The organism is Collinsella sp. HCP28S3_G2 (genome assembly GCF_052065125.1).
Taxonomy (GTDB): domain Bacteria; phylum Actinomycetota; class Coriobacteriia; order Coriobacteriales; family Coriobacteriaceae; genus Collinsella.
In genome coordinates this window covers 276388-297444 of sequence record NZ_JBQHUO010000001.1, presented here as the reverse complement: position 1 = coordinate 297444, position 21057 = coordinate 276388, and the positions used below count along the sequence as shown (strand labels likewise).

The 21057-nt window shown below is 59.2% G+C and carries 20 protein-coding genes and 2 tRNA genes; 1 reads left to right on the top strand and 21 read right to left on the bottom strand.

The annotated features are described in order from the left end of the window. Positions 1 to 80: 80 nt before the first annotated feature. The 10 genes from ACTNB2_RS01380 to ACTNB2_RS01335 form a co-directional block, all read right to left on the bottom strand. Positions 81 to 692: a TetR/AcrR family transcriptional regulator gene (locus ACTNB2_RS01380; protein WP_441041102.1), complete on the bottom strand. Its 612-nt coding sequence runs from the start codon at positions 690 to 692 to the stop codon at positions 81 to 83. Positions 693 to 828: 136 nt separating this feature from the next. Then, the gene (locus ACTNB2_RS01375; RefSeq protein ID WP_427793548.1) at positions 829 to 2121 is read right to left on the bottom strand and encodes a lysylphosphatidylglycerol synthase transmembrane domain-containing protein; all 1293 of its coding nucleotides are present in this window, start codon (positions 2119 to 2121) and stop codon (positions 829 to 831) included. Positions 2122 to 2272: 151 nt separating this feature from the next. Beyond that, positions 2273 to 2349, bottom strand: a tRNA-Glu gene (locus tag ACTNB2_RS01370). A gap of 22 nt (positions 2350 to 2371) precedes the next feature. Further along, positions 2372 to 2448 (bottom strand) — tRNA-Glu (locus ACTNB2_RS01365). A 227-nt stretch (positions 2449 to 2675) separates the two neighbouring features. Then, entirely contained in the window at positions 2676 to 4070 is a 1395-nt protein-coding gene (locus tag ACTNB2_RS01360) for a CCA tRNA nucleotidyltransferase (RefSeq protein WP_427717346.1), read from the bottom strand. Between the two features lie 192 nt (positions 4071 to 4262). Next, a complete protein-coding gene (locus ACTNB2_RS01355) occupies positions 4263 to 5195 on the bottom strand; it encodes a 1-phosphofructokinase family hexose kinase (protein WP_427717343.1) in 933 nt (310 codons plus the stop codon). Between the two features lie 227 nt (positions 5196 to 5422). After that, a complete protein-coding gene (locus tag ACTNB2_RS01350) occupies positions 5423 to 6355 on the bottom strand; it encodes a 1-phosphofructokinase family hexose kinase (RefSeq protein ID WP_154515554.1) in 933 nt (310 codons plus the stop codon). 74 nt (positions 6356 to 6429) lie between these two features. Then, positions 6430 to 8133: a phosphoenolpyruvate--protein phosphotransferase gene (gene ptsP, locus ACTNB2_RS01345; protein WP_441041104.1), complete on the bottom strand. Its 1704-nt coding sequence runs from the start codon at positions 8131 to 8133 to the stop codon at positions 6430 to 6432. A 133-nt stretch (positions 8134 to 8266) separates the two neighbouring features. Further along, positions 8267 to 8530 (bottom strand): HPr family phosphocarrier protein, encoded by a 264-nt coding sequence (locus ACTNB2_RS01340; protein ID WP_022094575.1) that lies wholly within the window; start codon positions 8528 to 8530, stop codon positions 8267 to 8269. 505 nt (positions 8531 to 9035) lie between these two features. Next, entirely contained in the window at positions 9036 to 11045 is a 2010-nt protein-coding gene (locus ACTNB2_RS01335) for a fructose-specific PTS transporter subunit EIIC (RefSeq protein ID WP_441044776.1), read from the bottom strand. A gap of 271 nt (positions 11046 to 11316) precedes the next feature. Between ACTNB2_RS01335 and ACTNB2_RS01330 the strand changes: the two genes are divergently transcribed. Further along, positions 11317 to 12174, top strand: a complete 858-nt coding sequence (locus tag ACTNB2_RS01330) for a MurR/RpiR family transcriptional regulator (RefSeq protein ID WP_441041108.1) — start codon at positions 11317 to 11319, stop codon at positions 12172 to 12174. Between the two features lie 220 nt (positions 12175 to 12394). Here ACTNB2_RS01330 and ACTNB2_RS01325 read toward each other — a convergent pair whose 3' ends face one another. The 11 genes from ACTNB2_RS01325 to ACTNB2_RS01275 all read right to left on the bottom strand — a co-directional run bounded on the left by ACTNB2_RS01325 (position 12395) and on the right by ACTNB2_RS01275 (position 21057). Then, positions 12395 to 14023, bottom strand: a complete 1629-nt coding sequence (locus ACTNB2_RS01325; protein ID WP_441041109.1) for a DNA repair protein RecN — start codon at positions 14021 to 14023, stop codon at positions 12395 to 12397. Continuing rightward, entirely contained in the window at positions 14013 to 14873 is an 861-nt protein-coding gene (locus ACTNB2_RS01320; protein WP_441041111.1) for an NAD(+)/NADH kinase, read from the bottom strand. Before ACTNB2_RS01320 ends, ACTNB2_RS01325 begins: the two co-directional genes overlap by 11 nt. Then, a complete protein-coding gene (locus ACTNB2_RS01315) occupies positions 14870 to 15673 on the bottom strand; it encodes a TlyA family RNA methyltransferase (RefSeq protein WP_441041188.1) in 804 nt (267 codons plus the stop codon). The genes ACTNB2_RS01320 and ACTNB2_RS01315 overlap by 4 nt, the downstream gene beginning before the upstream one ends. Before the next feature lie 8 nt (positions 15674 to 15681). Next, positions 15682 to 15948, bottom strand: a complete 267-nt coding sequence (locus ACTNB2_RS01310; protein ID WP_441041112.1) for an exodeoxyribonuclease VII small subunit — start codon at positions 15946 to 15948, stop codon at positions 15682 to 15684. Between the two features lie 2 nt (positions 15949 to 15950). After that, a complete protein-coding gene (nusB, locus tag ACTNB2_RS01305; RefSeq protein ID WP_427717322.1) occupies positions 15951 to 16535 on the bottom strand; it encodes a transcription antitermination factor NusB in 585 nt (194 codons plus the stop codon). 3 nt (positions 16536 to 16538) lie between these two features. Continuing rightward, complete coding sequence (locus ACTNB2_RS01300) at positions 16539 to 16901, bottom strand: Asp23/Gls24 family envelope stress response protein (protein ID WP_154515527.1); 363 nt, start codon at positions 16899 to 16901, stop codon at positions 16539 to 16541. A gap of 24 nt (positions 16902 to 16925) precedes the next feature. Beyond that, positions 16926 to 17489, bottom strand: a complete 564-nt coding sequence (gene efp, locus ACTNB2_RS01295) for an elongation factor P (RefSeq protein WP_154515524.1) — start codon at positions 17487 to 17489, stop codon at positions 16926 to 16928. Between the two features lie 159 nt (positions 17490 to 17648). Then, complete coding sequence (locus ACTNB2_RS01290) at positions 17649 to 18779, bottom strand: M24 family metallopeptidase (RefSeq protein ID WP_154515521.1); 1131 nt, start codon at positions 18777 to 18779, stop codon at positions 17649 to 17651. Positions 18780 to 18911: 132 nt separating this feature from the next. After that, on the bottom strand, positions 18912 to 20021 hold the full coding sequence (locus ACTNB2_RS01285; protein WP_441041114.1) for a hypothetical protein: 1110 nt from the start codon (positions 20019 to 20021) through the stop codon (positions 18912 to 18914). Beyond that, positions 20018 to 20551 carry a shikimate kinase gene (locus ACTNB2_RS01280; protein ID WP_154515515.1) on the bottom strand — a complete coding sequence of 178 codons (534 nt, stop codon included), beginning with the start codon at positions 20549 to 20551 and terminating at the stop codon, positions 20018 to 20020. Before ACTNB2_RS01280 ends, ACTNB2_RS01285 begins: the two co-directional genes overlap by 4 nt. An 8-nt stretch (positions 20552 to 20559) precedes the next feature. Then, positions 20560 to 21057: a YqeG family HAD IIIA-type phosphatase gene (locus tag ACTNB2_RS01275; RefSeq protein WP_117646451.1), complete on the bottom strand. Its 498-nt coding sequence runs from the start codon at positions 21055 to 21057 to the stop codon at positions 20560 to 20562.

Here is a 21057-nt window from a genome sequence, read left to right as displayed (position 1 = left end):
GAAATAGGGAGTGTTTTAGCCGTTAAAAGGCCTATTCAGTCCTTATTTCACCGCAACTCGGAGGGGATAAGGCGGTAGTGCTATTCGAAACGAGATTCCAGACTCGATAGCCCGTTCAACGTCAGATTGTTAGCGACCTCCGAAATGCGCTCGATGGGCACCGAGCCGTCGGATAATGCCCACGTGCGGTAAATGCCGATAATGCCCGAAAGCAAAAACGCCAGATAATAGTCGAACAGCTCGTCCTTTAAGCCATCGGGCAGCAGGTCGCGCTCGGCAATCTCGTGCTCGAGCGGCACACGCAAGCGCGTCATAAAGTCGTCGAGCGGAATGTTTTCAATCAACTGGCGATTGAGCACCAAATTGTTACACAGCGCCTCGTTAACGGTTTTGAAGAAGGTCGCCGCCGCTCCGAGTGCGCGCTCGTTGGTGTTACCGCCCATAGAGGAAAGCGTCTTCTCGACTGAGTCGACAATCATCTCGACCACATCCACGGCAATGGCATCGAGCAAGCCGTCCACCGTGCCAAAGTGCACGTAGAAGGTCTTACGGTCGACATTTGCCTCGCGCGCGATGGCGCTCACCGTAATATCGGCGAGGGGCTTTTCCATCAGCAGTCGCTCGAATGCCGAAAGAATCGCATTGCGACTGCGAACGATGCGGCGGTCAAGGCGCGGTTTAGTGGTGGCCATAGACGTGTCCCCTTCATGTCAACTGCCCACCTATAGCTCCTGTACAAGTGGGAGATAATCAACGTAAGAGGATTATCCTACATCTAGCATCGCAATGACGAGCATCATTAAGAACGCACGACTCACCAACTGGGCTCTAGGGCCGCTTCTTTTTATTGAGCGCCGCAGGGGAAACGCGGATACCGTCGCCAGTCTGACGAACATAGGTCTTCCGTGCCGGTTTAGAGGCCACAGCAGTCTTTTGAGCATGCTGATTGGGGTCCACGGTAACCTGAGAGGCTGGATGTGCCTTAACGGACGCAGAAGGCTTCTGAGGAGTGCGCCCGAGCTTGCACATCATACGGTCCCAGCGCGCATGGATACTCTCGTTATGAGCGCTCTTAAGGCCCAAAAGAGGGGCGGCCAAAATGGTCGGCGCGATAAAGGTGATCAGACGCCAAAGCAGATAGCCGGCAGTCGCTGCCGTGCCAAAAAAGTGACCCAGGAACAGCGCGAAGCCGCCCTCGGCACCACCGGTGCCGCCAGGCAGCGGGACGGCGGAACTCAACAGCTGTACAAAAGCACTCGCCGCCATGACCGAGAAAAAGTCAACGTCGTACTGACCAAAGGCAAGCATCAAAAAATACGGAACCAGGTAGAAAAACGCCAGCTGCAACATGGTGATGACGACCGTGAGCAGCATGGACGAAAAATGGCCGGCAGAGAGTTTGAATTTCTCGGAAAACGAGTAGATCTCGCCATCGACAAAGGTACGCCAGCCCTCGATCTTAGTAGCGGAAACGCCCATGCGCTCGAGCCAATTGATAATACAATGTGCGACGCGCGTGACGGTCTTGGGCATCAACGCCACGGCAAAGATGCCGAGAAGAATGCAGCAGTGGCCGCCAAAACTAAAGACGCAAAGCAGCGTCATGTCGCCATAGCGCTCGGCGAAAAACGGCATGCGGGCGAGCAGCAGAATGGCACCCCATGCCACCAAACCAAACTGGTACACGATAAAGCGGGTGAACTGCGTGGCACCCGCTTCGCCCACATTTTGGCCGGCTTTGGTCAGGCGATAAATCTGGGCAGGCGTGGAGCCCATCATCATGGGCGTCAGGTTGCCAAAGAAGATGCCGCTCGCCTCGACCGAAATGAGGTCGCGGATGCCGACAGGCGAATTGGGATCGAGCCATACGGCAATCGCGTACGCCACGATGCCAAAAAACAAGTATAGGAACATGCAGAAGCACGCGGCAGCGAGCCACGGCGCCTGAACGCTAGCCATGGCGGCCCAAAACTGACCCATCTGACCGGTCACGACCAAATAGACGATATAGCCCACCAGCACAATGCCAATAAAGATGGCACCACGACGTGCGCTCTTGTTGTCATCGCCGCCCGAAACATCGACTTGAGGCTTTGGGGTATGCTGAGAGGACTCCGTCATGAGGCTCCTTCTGACCGTCAATGTATCTGGCCTATTGTACCCGTATGGGAGATAAGCAAAACGTAAAGCTGTGGGGCAAATGGGATTAACAGACAAGCCCGCATGTAATAAAAAACCCGACCTTCGAAAAGAAGGTCGGGTATCCAAAACTTGGTAGCCCGTACCAGATTCGAACTGGTGATCTCCGCCTTGAGAGGGCGGCGTCCTAAACCGCTAGACGAACGGGCCATAAGCCTCAGCAGAAAAGAAGTGGTAGCCCGTACCAGATTCGAACTGGTGATCTCCGCCTTGAGAGGGCGGCGTCCTAAACCGCTAGACGAACGGGCCACATGACATCTGCACTGCCGTGCTGCGAGGACATATATTACGGGACAAAAAACGCGAGCGCAAGAAGAAATTCCAAATTGGCCAAATTTTGTCGTGAGGTTATGGAACACACAGGTCAACCTGGTAGCTAATTTGGGACGGGGCTTTTTTAGCTACCCCTGCCAGAATCACGATTGTTCGTCCTATTGACAGCGGGGGTAGCTAAAAAAAGCCCCGTCCCAAAAGAGCTACCCCAGGTTGAGGTGGGCCAGAAGGGCTTCGCGGGTATTGGGGACGTTGTCTTCGATCACGGCGTCGAGGGCAACGTTGAGCAGCTGTCCCAGCTCAGGCCCCGGTTTGACGCCGGCGCGAATCAGGTCCCCTCCGTTGATGCCAAGCATCTTAAGCGTATAGGGCTCCCCAGCTTCCAACAGTTCGTGGGCGAGCGAACGCATCTCCTCGATCGTCTCGACGTAATAGAAGCACGACGGTGCCTTACCCAGCGTATCGGCACGCTTAAGGTCCATAAGCTCGTCAATCAAACGCGGCGTGTCGACGCCCTCACCCGAAAGCGAGCGCATCATATTGAGCAAACAGGAGCGCTCGGGGCGCAACGGCTTATCGTGATACCTGATAAGCAGACACACGTCGCGAACCAAATCGTGCGAAAGCGCCAAGCGATCCATAATAGCGCGCGCTTTCTTGGCACCAAGCTCAGGATGACCGTAAAAGTGGCCGCTGCCCGCATGATCGACCGTAAAGCAATCGGGCTTGGAGACATCGTGCAAAAACGCTGCCCACATTAAGCTCGACGAAGGCGCCACGCCGTCACACAGTGCCAGCTCCCCCGCTACCGTCAAAACGCGAGCGATATGCTCGTAAACATTAAAGGCGTGGTAGACGCTGCGCTGGTCAAACCCACGAGCCGGCGCAAGCTCGGGCACGGCGGCGCAAACAAGCTCGGGATAGCGTAGCATCGCGTCTCCCCCGTGACCGGTCGATAGAATCCCCTCGAGCTCGATGCCCACGCGTTCGCGTGCCACGGCATCGAGCAGCGGCGAGCACTCGGCAAGCGCCTGTTTGGTCTTAGGCTCGATCATAAAATCCAGACGGCAGGCAAAACGCACGGCGCGCAGCATGCGAAGCGCATCCTCGTTAAAGCGACGCTTGGGATCTCCAACGGCACGAATCAGCTTACGCTCCAGGTCGCCCTGGCCATCATAACGGTCGACAAGACCGCGCTGGGGATGCCAAGCCATGGCGTTAACGGTAAAGTCACGACGCGCCAGATCGTCCTCAAGCGACGCCGCACGCTCCACACTCTGGGGATGGCGACCATCGGTGTAAAAACCGTCCAGGCGATACGTCGTGACCTCAATACGCTCATCGTCACAAAGGGCGGTAATGCCGCCAAATTTTATGCCCGACTCAACCACCGCAATGCCGGCTGCCTCGAGCGCCGCCTTGGACTCTTGCCACAGGCCGCTACAGCACATGTCAACATCGTGGCTGGGACGTCCCATCAGGGCGTCACGCACCCAACCGCCTACGAACCAGGCCTCGAGACCGGCGTCCTCGAGCGCACGTAGCACGCGCAGGGAGGCATCTGTGGGCTGCGTACCGTTGAGCGAAACATTACACATACCTATGGCCTCCTACGCTTGCAAGCGTTAAACGATGGTTCTCAAGCAGTCTAGCAAGAAACAAGCGTGAGCGCACATGAAATCACATCGTCGATTCGCGCGAACGAGACAGTAGAGCCCATGCGGCCAACAGATAAAAACACCCGCCTCGGAGACCCAAAGCGGGTGTTCGGCAACGATGTGTCTAAACGGTTAGCAGACCTGGCGAACGTCGATGTGCTTCTTATATTCGTCCACCTTGGCAAAATCGCCCAAACCAGGGCACTCGACCACGTTGGCACCGGTTGCCATCGAGAGGCGCAGGGCGTCCTCGACGCACTCGGGGGCATCATGCCACACGGACAGGAAGGCGGCAAGCGAGGAATCGCCGGCGCAGACCGTCGAGAGCAGCTTGACCTCAAAGGTGCGTTTGGCAAACCAAATGTGCTCGCCGTTGGAGAAGTACGCGCCGTCGCCACCAAGGGTCAGCAGCACATTCTTAGCGCCCTTGGCGTGCAGCTCAGCCATAGCGCACTTAACGGACTCGTCGTCGCCACCGCTCACCTTAATGCCAAAGATGTCGAGCAGCTCGTCGTCGTTGGGCTTAATAAGCAACGGCTCCATGGCAATGAGATCGGCCAGCTGATGGCTCGAAATATCGAGCACGAACTCGGCACCCTTTGCCTTAACACGGCGAAGAACCTCGGCCAGGAAACCCTCGGAGGTGTTGGGGGGCAGCGAGCCGCTAATGACCAGGCAGGTCATGTCGTCGAGCGAGTCGATGAGCTCAAACATCTCCTGCTCGTTGGCAGCATTGATGGCAGCGCCTGCATTGACCATGTTGTACTCGGTATCGGGACCGGCGTTGAGGAAAACGTTGACGCGCGTGATGCCGTCAGTCCACACGGGCTTGACGGGCACACCCAGGGCCTCGGCGCCCTTGACGATATACTCGCCTGAGAAGCCGGCAAAAAAGCCCAGGATCGTGGTGTCGACACCGTAGTGATCGAGGGTGAACGAGACGTTGAGACCCTTGCCATTGGGCGTATAGACCGCGTTGCGCGTGCGGGTGACGGTGTTGGCGGAAAGTCCGTCGCAGGAAATGTTGTAATCAATGGCGGGATTTGCAGTGAGCGTGTAAATCATGAATGTTCCTTTCACAAAGCAACGTGATAATGAAAGTATATTCCACACCTTGTGAAAAGACCATAGCAACTCGGCGAACGGTGTAGAACGCGTGCAGGTGGCCAGAAAAGCAGCAAGGCGGGGCAAAAAAATCAGGAGTGCTTGCCCTGAAGCTCATTTGCAATTTACAAATAAGCGCCCCGGCTTAAACCGGGGCGCCATATAGCCACGAATATGTAGCGTTTCGCTTACTTGCGATCGAGCTTGCGGACAGCAACGCGCTTACTATACTCATCGACGTGACCGAAGTCGCCGATGCCCACGGACTCGGCAACATTGGCGCCGGTGGCCATAGCGAGCTTCATGGCCTCCTCGACGTTGTCGCGATCCCTGTACCACTTGTGCAGGAACGCAGCGAGCGTGCAGTCGCCGGCGCAGACGGAAGAGACCAGCTTGATGTTGAACTCACGCTTAGCGTACCAGATGTCCTCGCCGTTGGAGAAGTAAGCGTCGCCGCGGCTACCACGGGTGAGCAGCACGTTCTGGACGCCGGCATCGTGAGCCATCTTCATGGCAACGCGGACCTCGTCGTCGGTGTCGACCGGCACGCCAAAGATGGCCTTCATCTCGTGATGGTTCGGCTTGATGAGCAGCGGCTTCTTGTGAGCGAGCTCCTTGAGCTTGTCGGAAGACAGGTCCAGGACGACGTCGGCGCCACGAGCCTGAGCGTGATCCATGACCTGAGCCAGGAAGTCGGGCGTAGCTTTGGGAGGCACAGAGCCGGAGACGATCAGGCACTCAAGATCGCCCGCGGTGTCCAGGATGTTGTAGAGCTCCTTCTGGTGCTCCGGCGTAATCGGGGCGCCGGGGTTAAGGATGCCGTACTCGTGCTGGCCATCGTTGACATAGGTGTTGATACGCGTGATGCCGTCGGTCCAAACCGGGCGGCACAGGCAACCCAGGTTCATGACCTCCTCGACGATAAACTTGCCCGTGAAGCCGGCGAAGAAACCAAGCGCGACGGTGTCGACGCCCATCTTCTTAAAGGCGAAGGACACGTCGAGGCCCTTGCCGTTAGCCGTGTAGCTGGCCGAGCCGGTGCGGACGTTCTCGTCGGGCTCGAGCGGAGAGCTCGAAACCGTCATGTCGACAGCCGGGTTAGCGGTTAGCGTGTAGAACATTTACAGTACCCCCTGTATATTTGAGGGCCGCGCGGCCAGCCCATTCCAACCACGCGGTTACCTCTGATACCAAATTAGCGAGCGGCAGCCTCAAGCAGCGCCTTGACCTCTTCGGCAGTGGTGCAGGCGAGCGCCTTCTCGGCGAGATCGTCGCACTCGGCCTTGGTCCACTGGCTGATGGTCTTGCGGGCGCGAAGGATAGACGGAGCGCTCATCGAGAACTCCTCGAGGCCCCAGCTGATCAGCAGCGGCTCAAGCAGCGGATCGGCAGCGGCCTCGCCGCACATACCGACCATGATGCCAGCCTTGACGCCGCTCTCGATGATGTTCTTGAGCGAGCGAAGCACGGCGGGATAGTACACCTGGTACAGGTTAGAAATGGTGTCGTTACCACGGTCGGCACACATGGTGTAACCGATCAGGTCGTTGGTGCCGATCGAGAAGAAGTCGGCGACCTCGGCCAGGCGGTCAGCGAGCAGCGATGCGGCAGGCGTCTCGACCATAATGCCGACCTCGATGTTCTCGTTGAACTTGCGGCCCTCTTCGGTCAGCTCGGACTTGCACTCCTCGACGAGCTCCTTAACGGCCAAGACCTCCTCGACGCAAGTGACGAGCGGGATCATGATCTTGACATCACCGAAGGCGCTGGCGCGCAGCAGAGCGCGGAGCTGTACCTTGTACTGGTCGGGGTTGGCCAGGCAGTAACGCACGGCACGGAAGCCCATGAAGGGGTTCTCTTCCTTGACCATGTGCAGGTACGGGATCTCTTTGTCGCCACCCACGTCGAGCGTGCGGATGATGACCGGAGCGCCATTGAGCGCGCTGGCAACCTTACGATAGGCGTTGAACTGCTCCTCCTCGGAAGGAAGCTCGGCGGAGTCCATGAACAGGAACTCGGAGCGGAACAGGCCAATGGCCTCGGCGTCGTGATCGAGCGCGTTGGGCACGTCATCGGGGTTACCGATATTGCAGGCAATGATCTTCTTGATGCCATCGGCAGTCACGGACGGCTTGCCACGGAAAGCCTCGAGGGCTGCCTTCTCGGCAGCGAAAGCCTCGGCCTTGGCGGTATAGGCGGCGAGCGTCTCCTCGTCGGGATCGGCCTCGACGATACCCTTGCCACCGTCGACGACAACGGTCATGCCGTTGCGCAGCGCGGTGCAGCTGTTGGCAACCGAAAGGACAGCCGGAATCTCGAGGGCGCGGGCGATGATCGCGGAGTGCGACGTGCGGCCACCGGTCTCGGTGACGATACCGGCAACGTGAGCCTTATCGATCGTGGCGGTCATGGATGGCGTAAGGTCGTGCACGACAACGACAGTGTTTTCGGGCAGGACGGAGAGATCGACGACCTCCTTGCCCAAAAGCTCGGCCAGAATACCGGTGCGGATGTCGGCGATGTCTGCCGCGCGCAGGCGGAACATCTCATCGTCCATGGACAGGAACATGTTCTCAAACATGGTCGAGGTGTCCATGAGCGCCTGCTCGGCGCAGGTGCCGCCGTCAATGGCGGCGTTGATGGCGTCGGTCATGCCCGGGTCCTGAGCCAGGACAATGTGTCCGCTCATGATTTCGGCCTCGGCCTCGCCCACCGTCTCCTTCATGTGGTCGGCCTGAGCCTGGGTCTTCTCGCAGAAGACCGAAAGGGCGGTCTGATAGCGCTCCTTCTCTGCTGCCGAATCAGCAACCTCGTGCGGCTCAAACGTCAAGTCGGGTTCGACGGCAACCATGACGGTGCCGATACCGATGCCCTCGGAAGCGTTGACTCCCTGATACATTCCTATTCCTCTCTCCGTGTCATGTGATAAAGCGTTTTGCCATATCCATGACAAAAGAGCGCAGTTCCCTTTAAACAGGTCACTGCGCCCCCAAATATGAACTTAGTTGTTCAACATGCGACCCGTTTGAGTTCTACTCGCCAAGACCGCTCTTGATGAGCTCGATGGCAGCAGCCAGAGCCTCGGCCTCGTCAGCACCGTCGCACTTGACCTCGACCTCGGTACCGCAGGGGATGCCGGCAGCCATGAGGGCCATCGGGGACTTGCCGTTGACCTCCTTCTCGGGGGTGACGACCGTCACGTCGCAGGCGTACTTGCCCATGGTGGAGGCGAAGAGGCCAGCCGGACGCATGTGAAGACCCTGAGGATTAACGAGGGTAGCCTTCTCAGAAACCATAATTGACTCCTTTTTTGTGTTTAACCCCTATCAGCAATGCGACAGGAGCCATATTCACGACGTTGATTATATTAACTCACATCAAACGGTTTTTCATTATGTTTCGCACGAATTGTTGGACAGATGTCGTTCCTGCACGCTCGCCTGCCGGGCGGGGCGGTTAAGTTTGCTGCTCTACAGTCCTGCGCAAGACGGAAAGCACATTAAGTGCTTTCCTTTGCGTGCGGAACTCGCGACAAACTTAACCGCCCCGCCCGGCAGGCGAGCTGCGGAAACTCGGTCGGTCCAGAGCAATATCGTGCGAACGAAATTCTGGCTGATAATTTGTTCGTCTGGTTGATCTGGTTGATGCGGTTGTCTATACCCTCCTGTGAACTGAGGAGTATCCCGAACTGTCGGCAGGAAGGAAACGTCCCTCAGTACCGGGTAACTTGAAAAAGGCGGGGACCCCTGATGGAGTCTCCGCCTTATATACAGGGGGCGATGTTATTCGCAAGCTGCGGGATTAGACCAGACGGGCGTTGATCGTCTTAGCGATCTCGGCAGCGTCGGTAGAACCCTTAACGGTGGCACGGAAGCCCTCGTCCATGAGCGCCTCGGCGACCTTGGACAGGATCTTGAGGTGCGTGGTGCCGGCCTGGGCACCGGGGATGAGCAGGGCAATAGCCACGTTGACGGGAGCGCCGTCCATGGTGTCCCAACCGGTCACGCCAGAGTCGTCCTTGACGACGATGACGGCGGCCTCGGTAATGGCATCAGACTTGGCATGCGGAATAGCGAAGCCCTCCATCATGCCCGTGGTGCCCTCGGCCTCGCGGGCCAAGAAGGCGTTCATTACGGCGTCGGCGTCGTCAGCGATACCGGCCATGACAGCCTGGTTGGAGACAAAGCTCAGGGCCTCGTCACGAGAAGCAAAATCCTCGGCGACAAAAACGTTCTCGACCTTCACGAAGTCGGAAGCCTCAGCCTTGGGGGTCTCGACGGCAGCGGCCTTGGGAGCCTCGACCGGCTTAGCGGCAGCGGCGGGAGCGGCCTTCTGTTTCTTCTCGAAGTCATACTTCTTGAAAGCAACGAACAGGATGCCACCGACCACGGCGCCGATGAGGATCGCGAGGACCCACAGCGGACCGTTCTCGACAACGGGCAGGACCAGGAAACCACCGTGAGGCGCCGGATCGTGGACGTTGAACATAATGGTCAGGATCGAGGCGATGGAGGAACCGAGCATCATGATGGGCATGACGGGCCAGATGTTCTTGGTCATGAACGGAATGGCGCCCTCGGTGATGTGGGTGCAACCAAGGATGAGGTTGACGATACCGGCGTCATGATCCTCCTGGCTGAAGTACTTCTTGCCGACGATGACGGCGAAGGTGGTGATCAGCGGCGGAACGATGCAGGCGGCGGAGACGGCAGCCATGAAGTTGGTGCCGAAGTTATAGGTGTCGGTGCCGACACCGGCAGCCAGGGCCTCGGTGAGCATAGCGGTACCGGTGACGTAAGCAGCCTTGTTGACCGGGCCGCCCATATCAAAGGCGCACATGCAGCCAATGGCAAGACCCAGGACAACAGCGCCAGAGGCAGACAGACCCTTGAGGAAGTCCATCATGGCGGTGTTAATGGCAGCCATGGGGCCGGAGATGCCGAGCATGACCAGACCGACGATGGCGGTCGAGAACAGCGGGTACAGGAAGATGGCCTTGAGGCCGTCCAGGTTCTTGGGCAGCTTGGCAAAAACCTTCTCGAGCAGCAGGATGACATAGCCAGAGAGGAAGCCGCCGACGATGCCGCCCAGGAAGCCGAAGCCCACGCCGGCACCGCCGGCATCGATCATGCCGGTCTCGGCATTAACGGGCAGGCCCTGGATGGCGATCATACCGGCGACAAAGCCGGGAACGAGCGCCGGGCGCTTGCCGATGGACTCGGCGATATAGGCGGAAAGCACGGGAACCATGAGGTTCATGGCGATGCCGCCGATGATCTTGAGCATAGCGGCAAAGCTGTTGTAGTCGGCAGCCGTCGAGTCGAAGGACGTGATGCCCCACAGGAACGAAACGGCGGTCAGAACACCACCGGCAACGACGAAGACCAGCATGTGGCTGACGCCGTTCATGAGGTGCTTATAGATGATGTGACCGATGGACTCCTTCTCCTCGACCTCATCCTCGACATCGGCAGCAGCCGCAACCGTGTCATCGCCCTTGGCGGCGAGAGCACGGTCGATCAGCTTGCCGGCAGCCTCGACGGACAGGGCCTTGGAAACACCGACGGAAACCATGGGCTTACCGGCGAAACGCTCCGCCTGGACATCCTTATCGGCTGCGACGACGACGGCCTTGGCACCGGCGATCTCACCCTTCGTGAGTTCGTTCTCGACACCGACCTGGCCATGAGTCTCGACCTTAATGGTCAGACCTCGCTCGGCAGCTGCCTTCTCCAGCGCCTCCTTCGCCATGAAGGTGTGCGCGATGCCGGTCGGGCAACCGGTGGCGGCGATGATGTCAAACTTAGCCATGTGTCCCTCCTTCTTGAGTACTGCGCCCGCGGGCGCTCCCCTACACGCGCTACGGTGCGCGTTTTTCCACTCCTGAAAGATACCAAGCCACCGCTTATATGAGAAGCAATCCAGCCTATTTATCCGGTGAAAGGTTCTTTCACAACCGTAAACGGTCGATGAAAGTTTACCATCAACTTTTGAAACAGCAAGGTGTATCTTGTAATTGATTTCCCCGTATACTAGAGCGGCACACAACAAGACAGCTTTTAATGCCAACCAGGAGTCATCCATGTCCGATAGCAGCAAGAGCGCACTCTCCCTTATTAGCACGCACAAGGGATACAGCGAGTCCGAGCAGCGCATTGTCGACTATATCCTAGAGCACCAGTCCGAGGCACCGCTCCTAACAGCCGCGCAACTCTCGCGCGCCGCCGCAACCTCCGAGGCCACCGTCTCGCGCTTCTGCCGCAAGCTGGGCTTTGGAAGCTTTCGCAGCTTTCAGTTTTCGCTGGCGCGCGATCTGGAGAGTCAGCGCAGTGAAGGCCTCACAGACGAGGTCTCGCTCGATAATATGGAGCAGAGCCTCAAAAACATCCTCGCCGCAAAGGTCAGTGAACTCAATGCGACCATCGATGGCATTGATCACAATACACTGGCAGCCGTCGTGCACGCGTTTAAGAACGCAGGGGCTATCGAGTTTGCAGCCGTAGGTAATACCAACGCCGTTGCGCTTGACGCGACGTTTAAGTTTTCGCAACTGGGCCTTCGCTGTATGTCAAGCACCATCAGCGAGACATCAATCGGCTTTGCGCTCACGTTGCGCCCCGGCGACGTTATCGTGCTGATCTCGAACTCTGGCAAGTCGCGTCGACTGAATCGCATGGCAAAAGCGGCTCGAGGCTGTGGTGCCACCGTAGTCGTCATCAGCAGCGACAGCAAGTCTCCGCTTGCTCGCCTAGCCGACTACACCTTTAATACCGTGAACCACGAGGCGCTGCTCACCACGGGCGACTTTGCGTTCTCCAAGATCAGCGCCACGATGATCATCGAGGTTATCTACAACTTCCTGCTGCCCGAAATCGAGGACGCCCGAGAGCACATTAGCTACTACGAGGAGCTTATCCAGCCGGATAAGGTCGTGGAATAGAAATTTTGGCGAGCCGACAAACGCCACTCGCCACGAAACCGGCCCATCTACTACGTTTTATCAGTATGGCCCAACCACATACCGAAAATAGAAAAACCGCAGGCGTTCTACCTGCGGTTTTCTTTTTGCAATTCAAGGCGTGGTTGCCGATAGCCTATTAAACGTAGTAGATGGGCCGGTTTCGTGGCGGCCGGGTCGAACATACATGTAACGGCTCGGCCTAAGCACGCGCTTCCTCGAGCATCTGCTTAGCGTGGGCCAAGCTCGCCTCCGATTGATCGCCGCTCAGCATGCGGGCGATCTCTGCGGTACGGGCGTCCCCGGTCACCTCATCCAGATGGGTTTGGGGAACGTCGCCGGGCTCTTTGCTCACCACGTAATGTTTGTCGGCCATGACGGCGACCTGCGCCAGGTGCGTTACGACAATCACCTGATGCGTTGCGGCAAGATCTGCCAGAACGTTCGCAAGGGCGCGTGCAGTAGAGCCGCCAACACCGGCATCGACCTCGTCGAACACCAACGTATCCACGCCGTCCGCGTTACCCAAAACAACCTTGCTCGCCAACATGACACGGCTCAGCTCGCCGCCAGACGCAATGCGGCGCAGGGGGCGCGGCGTCAATCCGGCACCGCTACGATACAAAAGCTCGTAGCTCGACGGGCCCGCCGGCGTCCACTCGGCGCGCGGAAGATCGCGCGAGTCCCAAACGAGCTCGGCGCCGCCCATCTCCAGGCGCGCCATCTGACGGCCAACCTCGTGGCAAAAGCGCGGGGCTGCCGTATTGCGTGCACGCTTAAGTGCCTTGGCGGCGGCGAACAGTTCGCGCTCCGCCGCGCCAAGCGCTTCGCGCGCCTTCTTAATCCGCTCATCACCATCGTCTACCAGCGACAACAGCTCTCGCGAGCTATCGCGCATGGCAAAAACGTCGTCCATGGTGGGACCCCACTGACGCAAAAGTCCCTTAAGGTCGGAATACCGCTCGCGCATACGAGCCAGCTCGCGCGGGTCGAAGGCGACCCCATCTCGATAGGCACGCAGCTCGTTGGCACAATCCTCGAGCGAGATGCAGGCATCCGAAAGCGCATCGGCGATATCACCCAGCTTGCGATCGACAGTAGCCATGCGCGAAAGCTCCGCGACGGCACTGTTCACGGCATCGAGTGCTCCCCCTTCGGCAGCAAGCGACGCATGGGCATCGTTGGCCGTTGCCACCAGCACCTCGGCATGCTCGGAGCGTGGCAACAGCTCCTCGAGCTCCTCATACTCACCCGGCTTGGGGTCGACCTCGGCGATGCGCTCCAGAGCGAAGCGCGCTTCCTCGACACGACTCCCCTGCGCGCGTGAAGCCTCTTCGACGCGACGGACCTCTTTGGCAGCCGCGCGCGATGCCTTAAGGCAAGCACGATAGCGATCGAGCGCCTCGAGCGCCGGGCGCCCCGCCCATGCATCGACCATGGCAACATGATGCGCAGGGTCGAGCAGGCGCTGGTGCTCGTGCTGGCCGCAAAGATCCATCATCACGCCGACGCGCTCCGAAAGCTCACGCACGCTGGCGATGCGGCCGTCAATTTTTACGCGGCTACGGCCCTCGGCAGAAAGGCTGCGCTGCACGGTGAAGCCCTCCGTGTCGTGCGGACCGTCAAACAGGCGCGCCTCGACGTTGGCAAGCGTCTCGCCCTCGCGCACCGTCGACGAATCCGCGCGCTCGCCCAGAATGAGCTTAAGCGCCGAGAGCAACGCAGTCTTACCGGCGCCGGTTTCTCCGGTCAGAACCGTTAAGCCCGCGCTCGGAACCAACGTCGCCTCGCGAATGAGGGCAATGTTGGAAACCTGCAGCTCATCGATCATGACGAACTCCGTAGAACACGCGGCTCACCGAGTTATAGAAGCTCTCGGGGCCGTAATCCAGCAGCAGAACATCGCCGGGACCGCGACGCACAGCCACGCTCTCGACCGTGCCATCGCAGGCAATAAACTGTCCATCGATGGCGATCGCAGGCACGCTCGGGCGGTCATCGGACATAAAGATCTCGACGACATCGCTTGGCGAGGTCAAAAAGGCGCGAGCCTGAATGGTATGTGGGGCGATGGGCACGCAAACCATGCCCGTGTAATCGGGACTGACGATGGGGCCTCCGGCGGAAAGCGCGTAGCCGGTGGAACCGGTCGCTGTCGAAACGACGACGCCGTCACCGCGCAGGCGGTCGATATGATGGCCGGACACCGTGATGTCGAACTCAACCATATCGGACAGGGGCCCGCGCGTAAGCGCCATATCGTTAAGGGCAAACGTGCGCACGACATCCTTCGTGCCATCTTCGCGCACCGAAACGATATCCGCGGCGAGGGTGGCACGGCGACTCACATGGAGCTCACCGGAAAGGGCATCGCTCACGACCTGCAAAATATCGCGATCCTCGGGGCTCGCAGCCGTCAAAAAACCCAAATGACCATAGGAAAGGCCCAAAATGGGGATCTCGCGGTAGTTGAGAATGCGGGCGGCACGCAACAGCGTGCCGTCGCCGCCGAGCGTAATGACCAAGTCGGCATCGTCAACATCGGGCGCACTCTGGATCTTGGAACGCTGATCGGCAGCCCATGCGACCTCGTAGCCCTGGCGCGAAAGCCAAAGCTCGAGCATCAGGCCGCTCTCGACCGCCTCTTGCTTGTAGTAATTGGGAACCAGAAAGACCTTCATAGCGTTGCAGCTTTCTCGCTCAAAGCCGTTACCTGTGATTGCAGCTCATCGTCGGCACGCTCGCCAGAGGCAAACCTCGTGCCGTACAGGAAAAACTCGACGTTGCCCTTGGCGCCATGGATGGGCGACACGCACACGTCGAGCGGAAACAGGCCCTTGGCGGCAAAGAGCTCAATCGCCGCCACAAGCGTATCGCGGCGGACGGAGGGGTCGGTCACGATACCGCCCTCGCCCACCAGCGCAGCCGGCGCCTCAAACTGCGGCTTTACGAGCGTGCAGAACGAACCCAAAGGCTTCAGGCACGCCAACACGGCGTCGATGATATTCGCGATACTCGTAAACGACACATCGCAGACAGCCAAGTCGATAGCGCCGCCATATCCAAGTTCGGGCAGCTGTGTCACGTTGGTGCGCTCATGGAGCCTCACGCGCTCGTCTTGGCGCAGCGACCAATCAAACTGAGCGCGACCCACATCGACCGAAACGACCGTTGCGGCGCCACGCTTGAGCAGGCAATCGGTAAAGCCGCCCGTGGAGCAGCCCACATCGAGGCAAGCAAGGCCCATGGGATCGATCCCAAACGCATCGAGCGCGCCCTCGAGCTTGAGCCCGCCGCGCCCCACGTAGGGAATATGGCCCTTCACGTGCAAGGGCAGACCGGGCGTCACCTTAAGGCCCGGCGAGGTCAAACGCTCGCCGCCACTCGAGACCAAGCCGGCCATAAGAGTGCGAAGGGCATCCGCGCGATCGGCGCAGATGCCCTGTGAAATCAGTTCGTCATCGAGACGCACGCGTTTCATGAATGCCATCAACCATTCGTATCCGGAGACGCGGCCTGGCTATCCTGGGATTCGTTTGCCGCATCCTCATCGTATTCCTGCTCGAGCTTATCGGCCTCACGAGGCGTCAACTCAAACATGTCGACCATATCGACCGCACGGGAGCCAAGTTCGATCGCCTCGTCAAACAAATCGAGCGAACGCTCCAAGGACGTATCCTTGGAGCGAACGGTAGCGATGATCTGGTCCAAGCGGTCCGAGATCTCGTCGAAGTTGCGGACGGAACCCTCTGGCATGGCTACTCCTCGACGGTACCAGTCTCGACCTCGGCGACCTCGGCACCCTCGTCGAGAACGCCGGCCGCAGCCTGAGCGGCGGCAACCTTGGCGGCAGCCTCGGCGGCCTGGGCCTCCTCGCGGGCGCGGTCCTCGGCCAGCAGCTCCTGATACAAGTCCTCGCCCGGCAGCTCCTCGCTACGCGCGATCTTGCCCAGCACGCCATTGACAAACGACGCGGACTGGTCGGTGCCATAGGCCTTGGCAAGCTCTACAGCCTCGTTGATCACGATGGCGTCCGAGACCTCCTCGTCGGTGAGGAAGCGCATCTCATAGACGGCGATACGCAGCAGATTGCGATCGGCGCCGGGCATGCGCATAAGATCCCAGTTCTTGGCGATGGAGCGCAGGGCGCAGTCGATGCGGTCGATATACTCGTAGGCACCGCGGCACAGCTCCAGAGCGTAGGGGTCGAGGGGACCCTTCGAGATCAGGAAATCGCCCTCGAGGACGCGCTCGAGCGGGCTGTCCGTCGCCTCGGCCTGAAACAGCAGCTGCAGCGCCTGACTGCGGGCAAGCGTACGCCCGCGATAAACCTTAAGGCTCAAAGGTTACTCCTTGGGGAAAACGAGGCCGTCGATGCAAACGTCAACGCGCTCGACCTCGACGCCTACCTGGGCATCGATAGCTGCGACCACGGCGGAGCGAACGGCCTCGGCGAGTTTCTTGAACGGATAGCCAAAGAACACCACGACGCGCACGGTGAGTGCGAGCTTGTCGCCGATGACCTCGGCCTCTACCGGCGGCTCGGAAGCCGGGGCCTTGGACGAAAGCATCATGGAGACAAGGTTGGTGGCAAGGTCCTTGACGCCCACGGAGGCGATGCCCTCGACATCCGTGACGGCGCGCGAGACGATGGCGGTCAGAACATCGGGCGAAATACCGATGCCGTCAATCTTGATTTCCTGGGGCATGAGTCCTCCTAGAAGAGTTGGTTGCTAGACGCGGGAGACGAACTTGCCGTCGCGGGTGTCAACCTTGATGACCTCGCCCTCGTTGAGGTACATCGGGACCTGGATGACAGCACCGGTGTCGATGGTGGCCGGCTTGGTGGAACCCTGAACGGTGTCGCCCTTAAAGCCCGGGTCGGTCTGGACGATGGTGGTCTCGATGAACATCGGCGGGGTCACGCCCATGAGCTCGTCGTCGGCGAAGAGCAGCTGGCAGGTGTCGTTCTCGCGCAGCCACTTGGAGTTCTCGCCCACCATGTCCTCGGGAACGGGAACCTGCTCGTAGGACTCGTTGTCCATGAAGATGTAGTCGGCGCCGTCGTTGTAGAGGTACTGGAACTCACGGGTGGTGAGCATGACGCTCTCGAACTTGGTACCGGCGTTGCAGGTGTTCTCGACGACACGACCGCTCTTGATATCGCGGGTCTTGTAGCGCACAAAAGCACCGCCCTTGCCCGGCTTGACGTGCTGGAACTCGACGATGGTGTAGACCTTGTCCTTAATGCGGAGACCGAGGCCGTTCTTGAAGTCGGCGGTAGAAATGGTAGGCATAGCGACCTTTCTTGTTATGGGTAGAACGCACAAGCGTCCAAATTACATACGAGCGAAATTATACACTTGCAGGCGGCGCCTGCGGCGAGCGCATAAAAAGAGAACGCGGGGCGCCCGAATCATTTCGGACGCCCCGCTTCCAAAATCGAACTGAATGGCTTAGCAGTCGATGACGTGCAGGTCGTGCGGGGTCTTGGTGAAGGGCTCATAGCCGTTCTCGGTGACAACACCGTAATCCTCCAAGCGCACGCCGCCCACGCCGGGCAGGTAGACGCCAGGCTCCATGGTGACAACCGAGCCGACCTCGATGATGTTCTTGCTGCGGTTGAAGTTGGGCAGCTCGTGGATGTCGATACCGACACCATGGCCCAGGCCATGGTTGTAGTAATCGCCATAACCGGCATCGCCGATGATCTTCTTGGAAAGCTTGAAGATATCGTTACCCTCGACGCCCGGATGGATAGCGGCGACGCACTCCTCGTGGGTGCGGCGCACGAGCTCGTACAGGTCGAGCTGTTCCTGCGTGGGCTCGCCCATCACGACGGTACGAGTCATATCGGAGCGATAGTCGCAGTAGCCCGCGCCATAATCCATAAGGACGAAATCGCCCTTCTCGATGACACGGTCGCTCGGGACGGCATGCGGGTTGGCGGTGTTGGGACCGCTCGCGACGATGGAGCCAAAGGCCAAGCTGTCGGCACCGTTGGCGAACATAAAGTTCTCGAGCTCGTTGCGGACCTGCTTCTCGGTCATACCGGGCTTAATAAAGCCGAGCATGTGCTGGAAGGCGGCATCGGTGATCGACTGCGCGTGTCGCATGAGCTCGATCTCCTCGGCATCCTTGATGGCGCGCATCTTACGAATGTCGTCATGCATCAGCGGCAGCATGCAGGCGACGGAGCGATCCTCAAGACCACGCTGAATACCCTGGTAGAAGTTAATCTGCATGTCATCCTCGACGGCGCAGACACGACACTTGTTGGCCGCGATCTTGCCGGCAACCCAACCGGGGATGGTGCCCTCGTCCATGTCGTAGACCCAGGGGCTGCCGGCGGGCGTGTTCTCCTCAAAGCTGTTGAGATAGCGCGAGTCGGTATGGAACAGGCATTGATCGGCCGTAATAAATGCGGCGTGCGGAAACTCGAAGGTGTAATCGAAGACGCCCTTCACACCCGTGAGCCAACGGAGGTTGGCCTCATCGCGCACGACGATAGCATCGTAGCCGCGCTCGACCATCAGGGCACGGACACGCTCGATACGACCGGCAGGACCGGCAGCAAACTCAGACATTCAGATTCCTTTCTTATTGTCCTCAAAAAGAGCAGGACGGGCTTCAAACGAATAGCCGAACCACAAGCGATTCGCAACCGATTGAAAACCCGTCCCTCAAAATGATACGAAAGACGATGGATGTCAATAAAGTTAAAAAAGTTTCTTGCGAGAAGCCAGATACGCCTGCGCATGGCGTTCGAGAATCTCGTCCTCGACATTTGTCAGGCGAATGGCGCCGAGCGCCGCGGGCAGCGGCAGCATGCTGCGGTTTGAGCGGGCAAACTGCTGCTTGCGGAACTCCTCGATAAACGCGGTGGGCTCCAAGTCGAAGGCAAGCTCTTCGATGCCAAAGTCCTCCAGGCAATCGTCGAGATCAAACACATTGTCGATATCGAAGTCGCAGGCATCATGTGCTAGGCGCGCCTCAAAGCGCATACCCTCGGAAAGGAGCTGGTATGCGGGAACGTTAGCCGCGGCCTCGCCCAGGCAGGCGCGAAGGGTGCGCTCCCCTGTCTTACCAAAATCGAGTGCATGGCGAGCACTGGGGTTCGTGGCCATGAGCACGTCTTTGCGCGCGGTCTGGGACCACTGCACAGCATTGACGAGCGCGACCTCCTCGCCGGAAAGAATCTCGGGAACAGTCTCGGTAAACTGATTCCAGCGGGACTTGCTGCTCGAAAGCATGGTGCCAACAAGCACCACATAGCCGAGCTTGAGATCCTCGGGGTCCGCCCCGCGAACAAGGTCGAGGTCACACACGACCAAGCCCGATTCGGGACGGAACGCGATAGCGGGAAGCGCATTCGACGACGAGGCGACGAGCGGCTTCATGGTCGTCGCGACCGTGAGCATGGCGTCGAACGTTGTCGGCAGCAAGGCGCACTCGGTGCGACCGCACCACTGGTTGGCACACCAGCTAACAACCGAGCAGGTTGCGGCATCGCCAACGGCGACAACCAGATCGTCGCAGGTAATGCCGTTGGCAGATAGGGCGCCAAAGATGGCATCGGCATCGGCCAGCGTGGCACCAGCAGGCGAAATCTCGAGTGGGAGCTGCGACACGACAAAACCGGCATCAACCAGCGCATGCTCGACGACCTCGCCAAAACGCTCTGACGTGGCGTCGTTCCAAACCACCAACGCGCGCTTAGGCTTGCCCACAGCCGAGGCAAACATGCGCGACAGCTCCTCGAACGCACCCAATCCGACGCGGACATCGACACTGCGGTTTTGGAAATTGATCAGTTGACGGCGAATCATAGCAGCCCACGCTCCAAAAGCATCTCGGCACAAAGGTAGGAAACGTCCTCGAAGGACTTGTTGCGAATATCAAGGGTAATATCGGCGGCCTGGCGATATAGCGGACGGCGATGCTCAAACAGGCGCGCGGCATGCTCGGGCGAACGGAAATCGGGACGCGTGTCGGACCGACGAATCTGGCGAATCGAATCCTCAAAGTCGCCTTCGAGATACACACAGATACCCATCTGGTGCATAAGCTCAATATTCACCGGAGTCTCGACGATACCTCCGCCGCAGGAAACCAGCAGGCTGCGCTCGCTTTGGAGCGAACGGAGCGCCGAGGTCTCGAGCTCGCGAAAACGTTCCTCGCCCTCGGTCTCAAAAATCTCGGTCACCGATTTACCGCAACGACGCACGACAAGGCGGTCGGTATCGATAAAGCGACGTTTGAACATAGTGCCCACGTTGCGCGCAAGCGTCGATTTGCCCGCGCCCAAAAAGCCGATAAAGAAGATATGGTCGCAGCCGTGTTTGGTGTGCTGGGACATAGCGAGACCTATTCCTCGCAGGGAAGGTCGCGCAGGGCCCGGCGCTCAAAGATACGGAAGATCTGCGTATACCACAGGTCCTGAGTGGCCTGCGGCTTTACCAGGATGGTATCGACGCCGGCGAAATTGCCGCTCCACACGTCCGTGTAGAGCTGATCACCGATCAGCACCGCCTCGTCGGCCGTGGCGCCGAGGCGCTTAAGGCCCGCCTTGAGGGCAAAAGGAGCCGGCTTCATGGCGTGGCTAATGGCCTCGAGTCCCAGCTCGCGTGCCGAGCTCATGACCTGGTCGCGATGCCAGTTGTTAGACACCATGCACAGCTTAAAGCCTTTGGCGCGGGCGGCGTCGAGCCAAGCGGAAACCGCGGCGGGAACCTGCTCGGTGTCACGCGGCACCAGGGTGTTATCGCGATCGAGCAGAATGGCGCGTTTGCCGTCGGCCCACAGGGTATCAAGGTCGATGCGGTCGACGGATGCAACATATCGTTTGGGGCTGAAAATCCTCAT

Bases quoted from the DNA above. Each gene is read 5' to 3' on its own strand.
- ACTNB2_RS01380 (WP_441041102.1), bottom strand. From the start codon at position 692: ATGGCCACCACTAAACCGCGCCTTGACCGCCGCATCGTTCGCAGTCGC.
- ACTNB2_RS01375 (WP_427793548.1), bottom strand. From the start codon at position 2,121: ATGACGGAGTCCTCTCAGCATACCCCAAAGCCTCAAGTCGATGTTTCG.
- ACTNB2_RS01360 (WP_427717346.1), bottom strand. From the start codon at position 4,070: ATGTGTAATGTTTCGCTCAACGGTACGCAGCCCACAGATGCCTCCCTG.
- ACTNB2_RS01355 (WP_427717343.1), bottom strand. From the start codon at position 5,195: ATGATTTACACGCTCACTGCAAATCCCGCCATTGATTACAACATTTCC.
- ACTNB2_RS01350 (WP_154515554.1), bottom strand. From the start codon at position 6,355: ATGTTCTACACGCTAACCGCTAACCCGGCTGTCGACATGACGGTTTCG.
- ptsP (WP_441041104.1), bottom strand. From the start codon at position 8,133: ATGTATCAGGGAGTCAACGCTTCCGAGGGCATCGGTATCGGCACCGTC.
- ACTNB2_RS01340 (WP_022094575.1), bottom strand. From the start codon at position 8,530: ATGGTTTCTGAGAAGGCTACCCTCGTTAATCCTCAGGGTCTTCACATG.
- ACTNB2_RS01335 (WP_441044776.1), bottom strand. From the start codon at position 11,045: ATGGCTAAGTTTGACATCATCGCCGCCACCGGTTGCCCGACCGGCATC.
- ACTNB2_RS01330 (WP_441041108.1), top strand. From the start codon at position 11,317: ATGTCCGATAGCAGCAAGAGCGCACTCTCCCTTATTAGCACGCACAAG.
- ACTNB2_RS01325 (WP_441041109.1), bottom strand. From the start codon at position 14,023: ATGATCGATGAGCTGCAGGTTTCCAACATTGCCCTCATTCGCGAGGCG.
- ACTNB2_RS01320 (WP_441041111.1), bottom strand. From the start codon at position 14,873: ATGAAGGTCTTTCTGGTTCCCAATTACTACAAGCAAGAGGCGGTCGAG.
- ACTNB2_RS01315 (WP_441041188.1), bottom strand. From the start codon at position 15,673: ATGAAACGCGTGCGTCTCGATGACGAACTGATTTCACAGGGCATCTGC.
- ACTNB2_RS01310 (WP_441041112.1), bottom strand. From the start codon at position 15,948: ATGCCAGAGGGTTCCGTCCGCAACTTCGACGAGATCTCGGACCGCTTG.
- ACTNB2_RS01300 (WP_154515527.1), bottom strand. From the start codon at position 16,901: ATGCCCCAGGAAATCAAGATTGACGGCATCGGTATTTCGCCCGATGTT.
- efp (WP_154515524.1), bottom strand. From the start codon at position 17,489: ATGCCTACCATTTCTACCGCCGACTTCAAGAACGGCCTCGGTCTCCGC.
- ACTNB2_RS01290 (WP_154515521.1), bottom strand. From the start codon at position 18,779: ATGTCTGAGTTTGCTGCCGGTCCTGCCGGTCGTATCGAGCGTGTCCGT.
- ACTNB2_RS01285 (WP_441041114.1), bottom strand. From the start codon at position 20,021: ATGATTCGCCGTCAACTGATCAATTTCCAAAACCGCAGTGTCGATGTC.
- ACTNB2_RS01280 (WP_154515515.1), bottom strand. From the start codon at position 20,551: ATGTCCCAGCACACCAAACACGGCTGCGACCATATCTTCTTTATCGGC.
- ACTNB2_RS01275 (WP_117646451.1), bottom strand. From the start codon at position 21,057: ATGAGGATTTTCAGCCCCAAACGATATGTTGCATCCGTCGACCGCATC.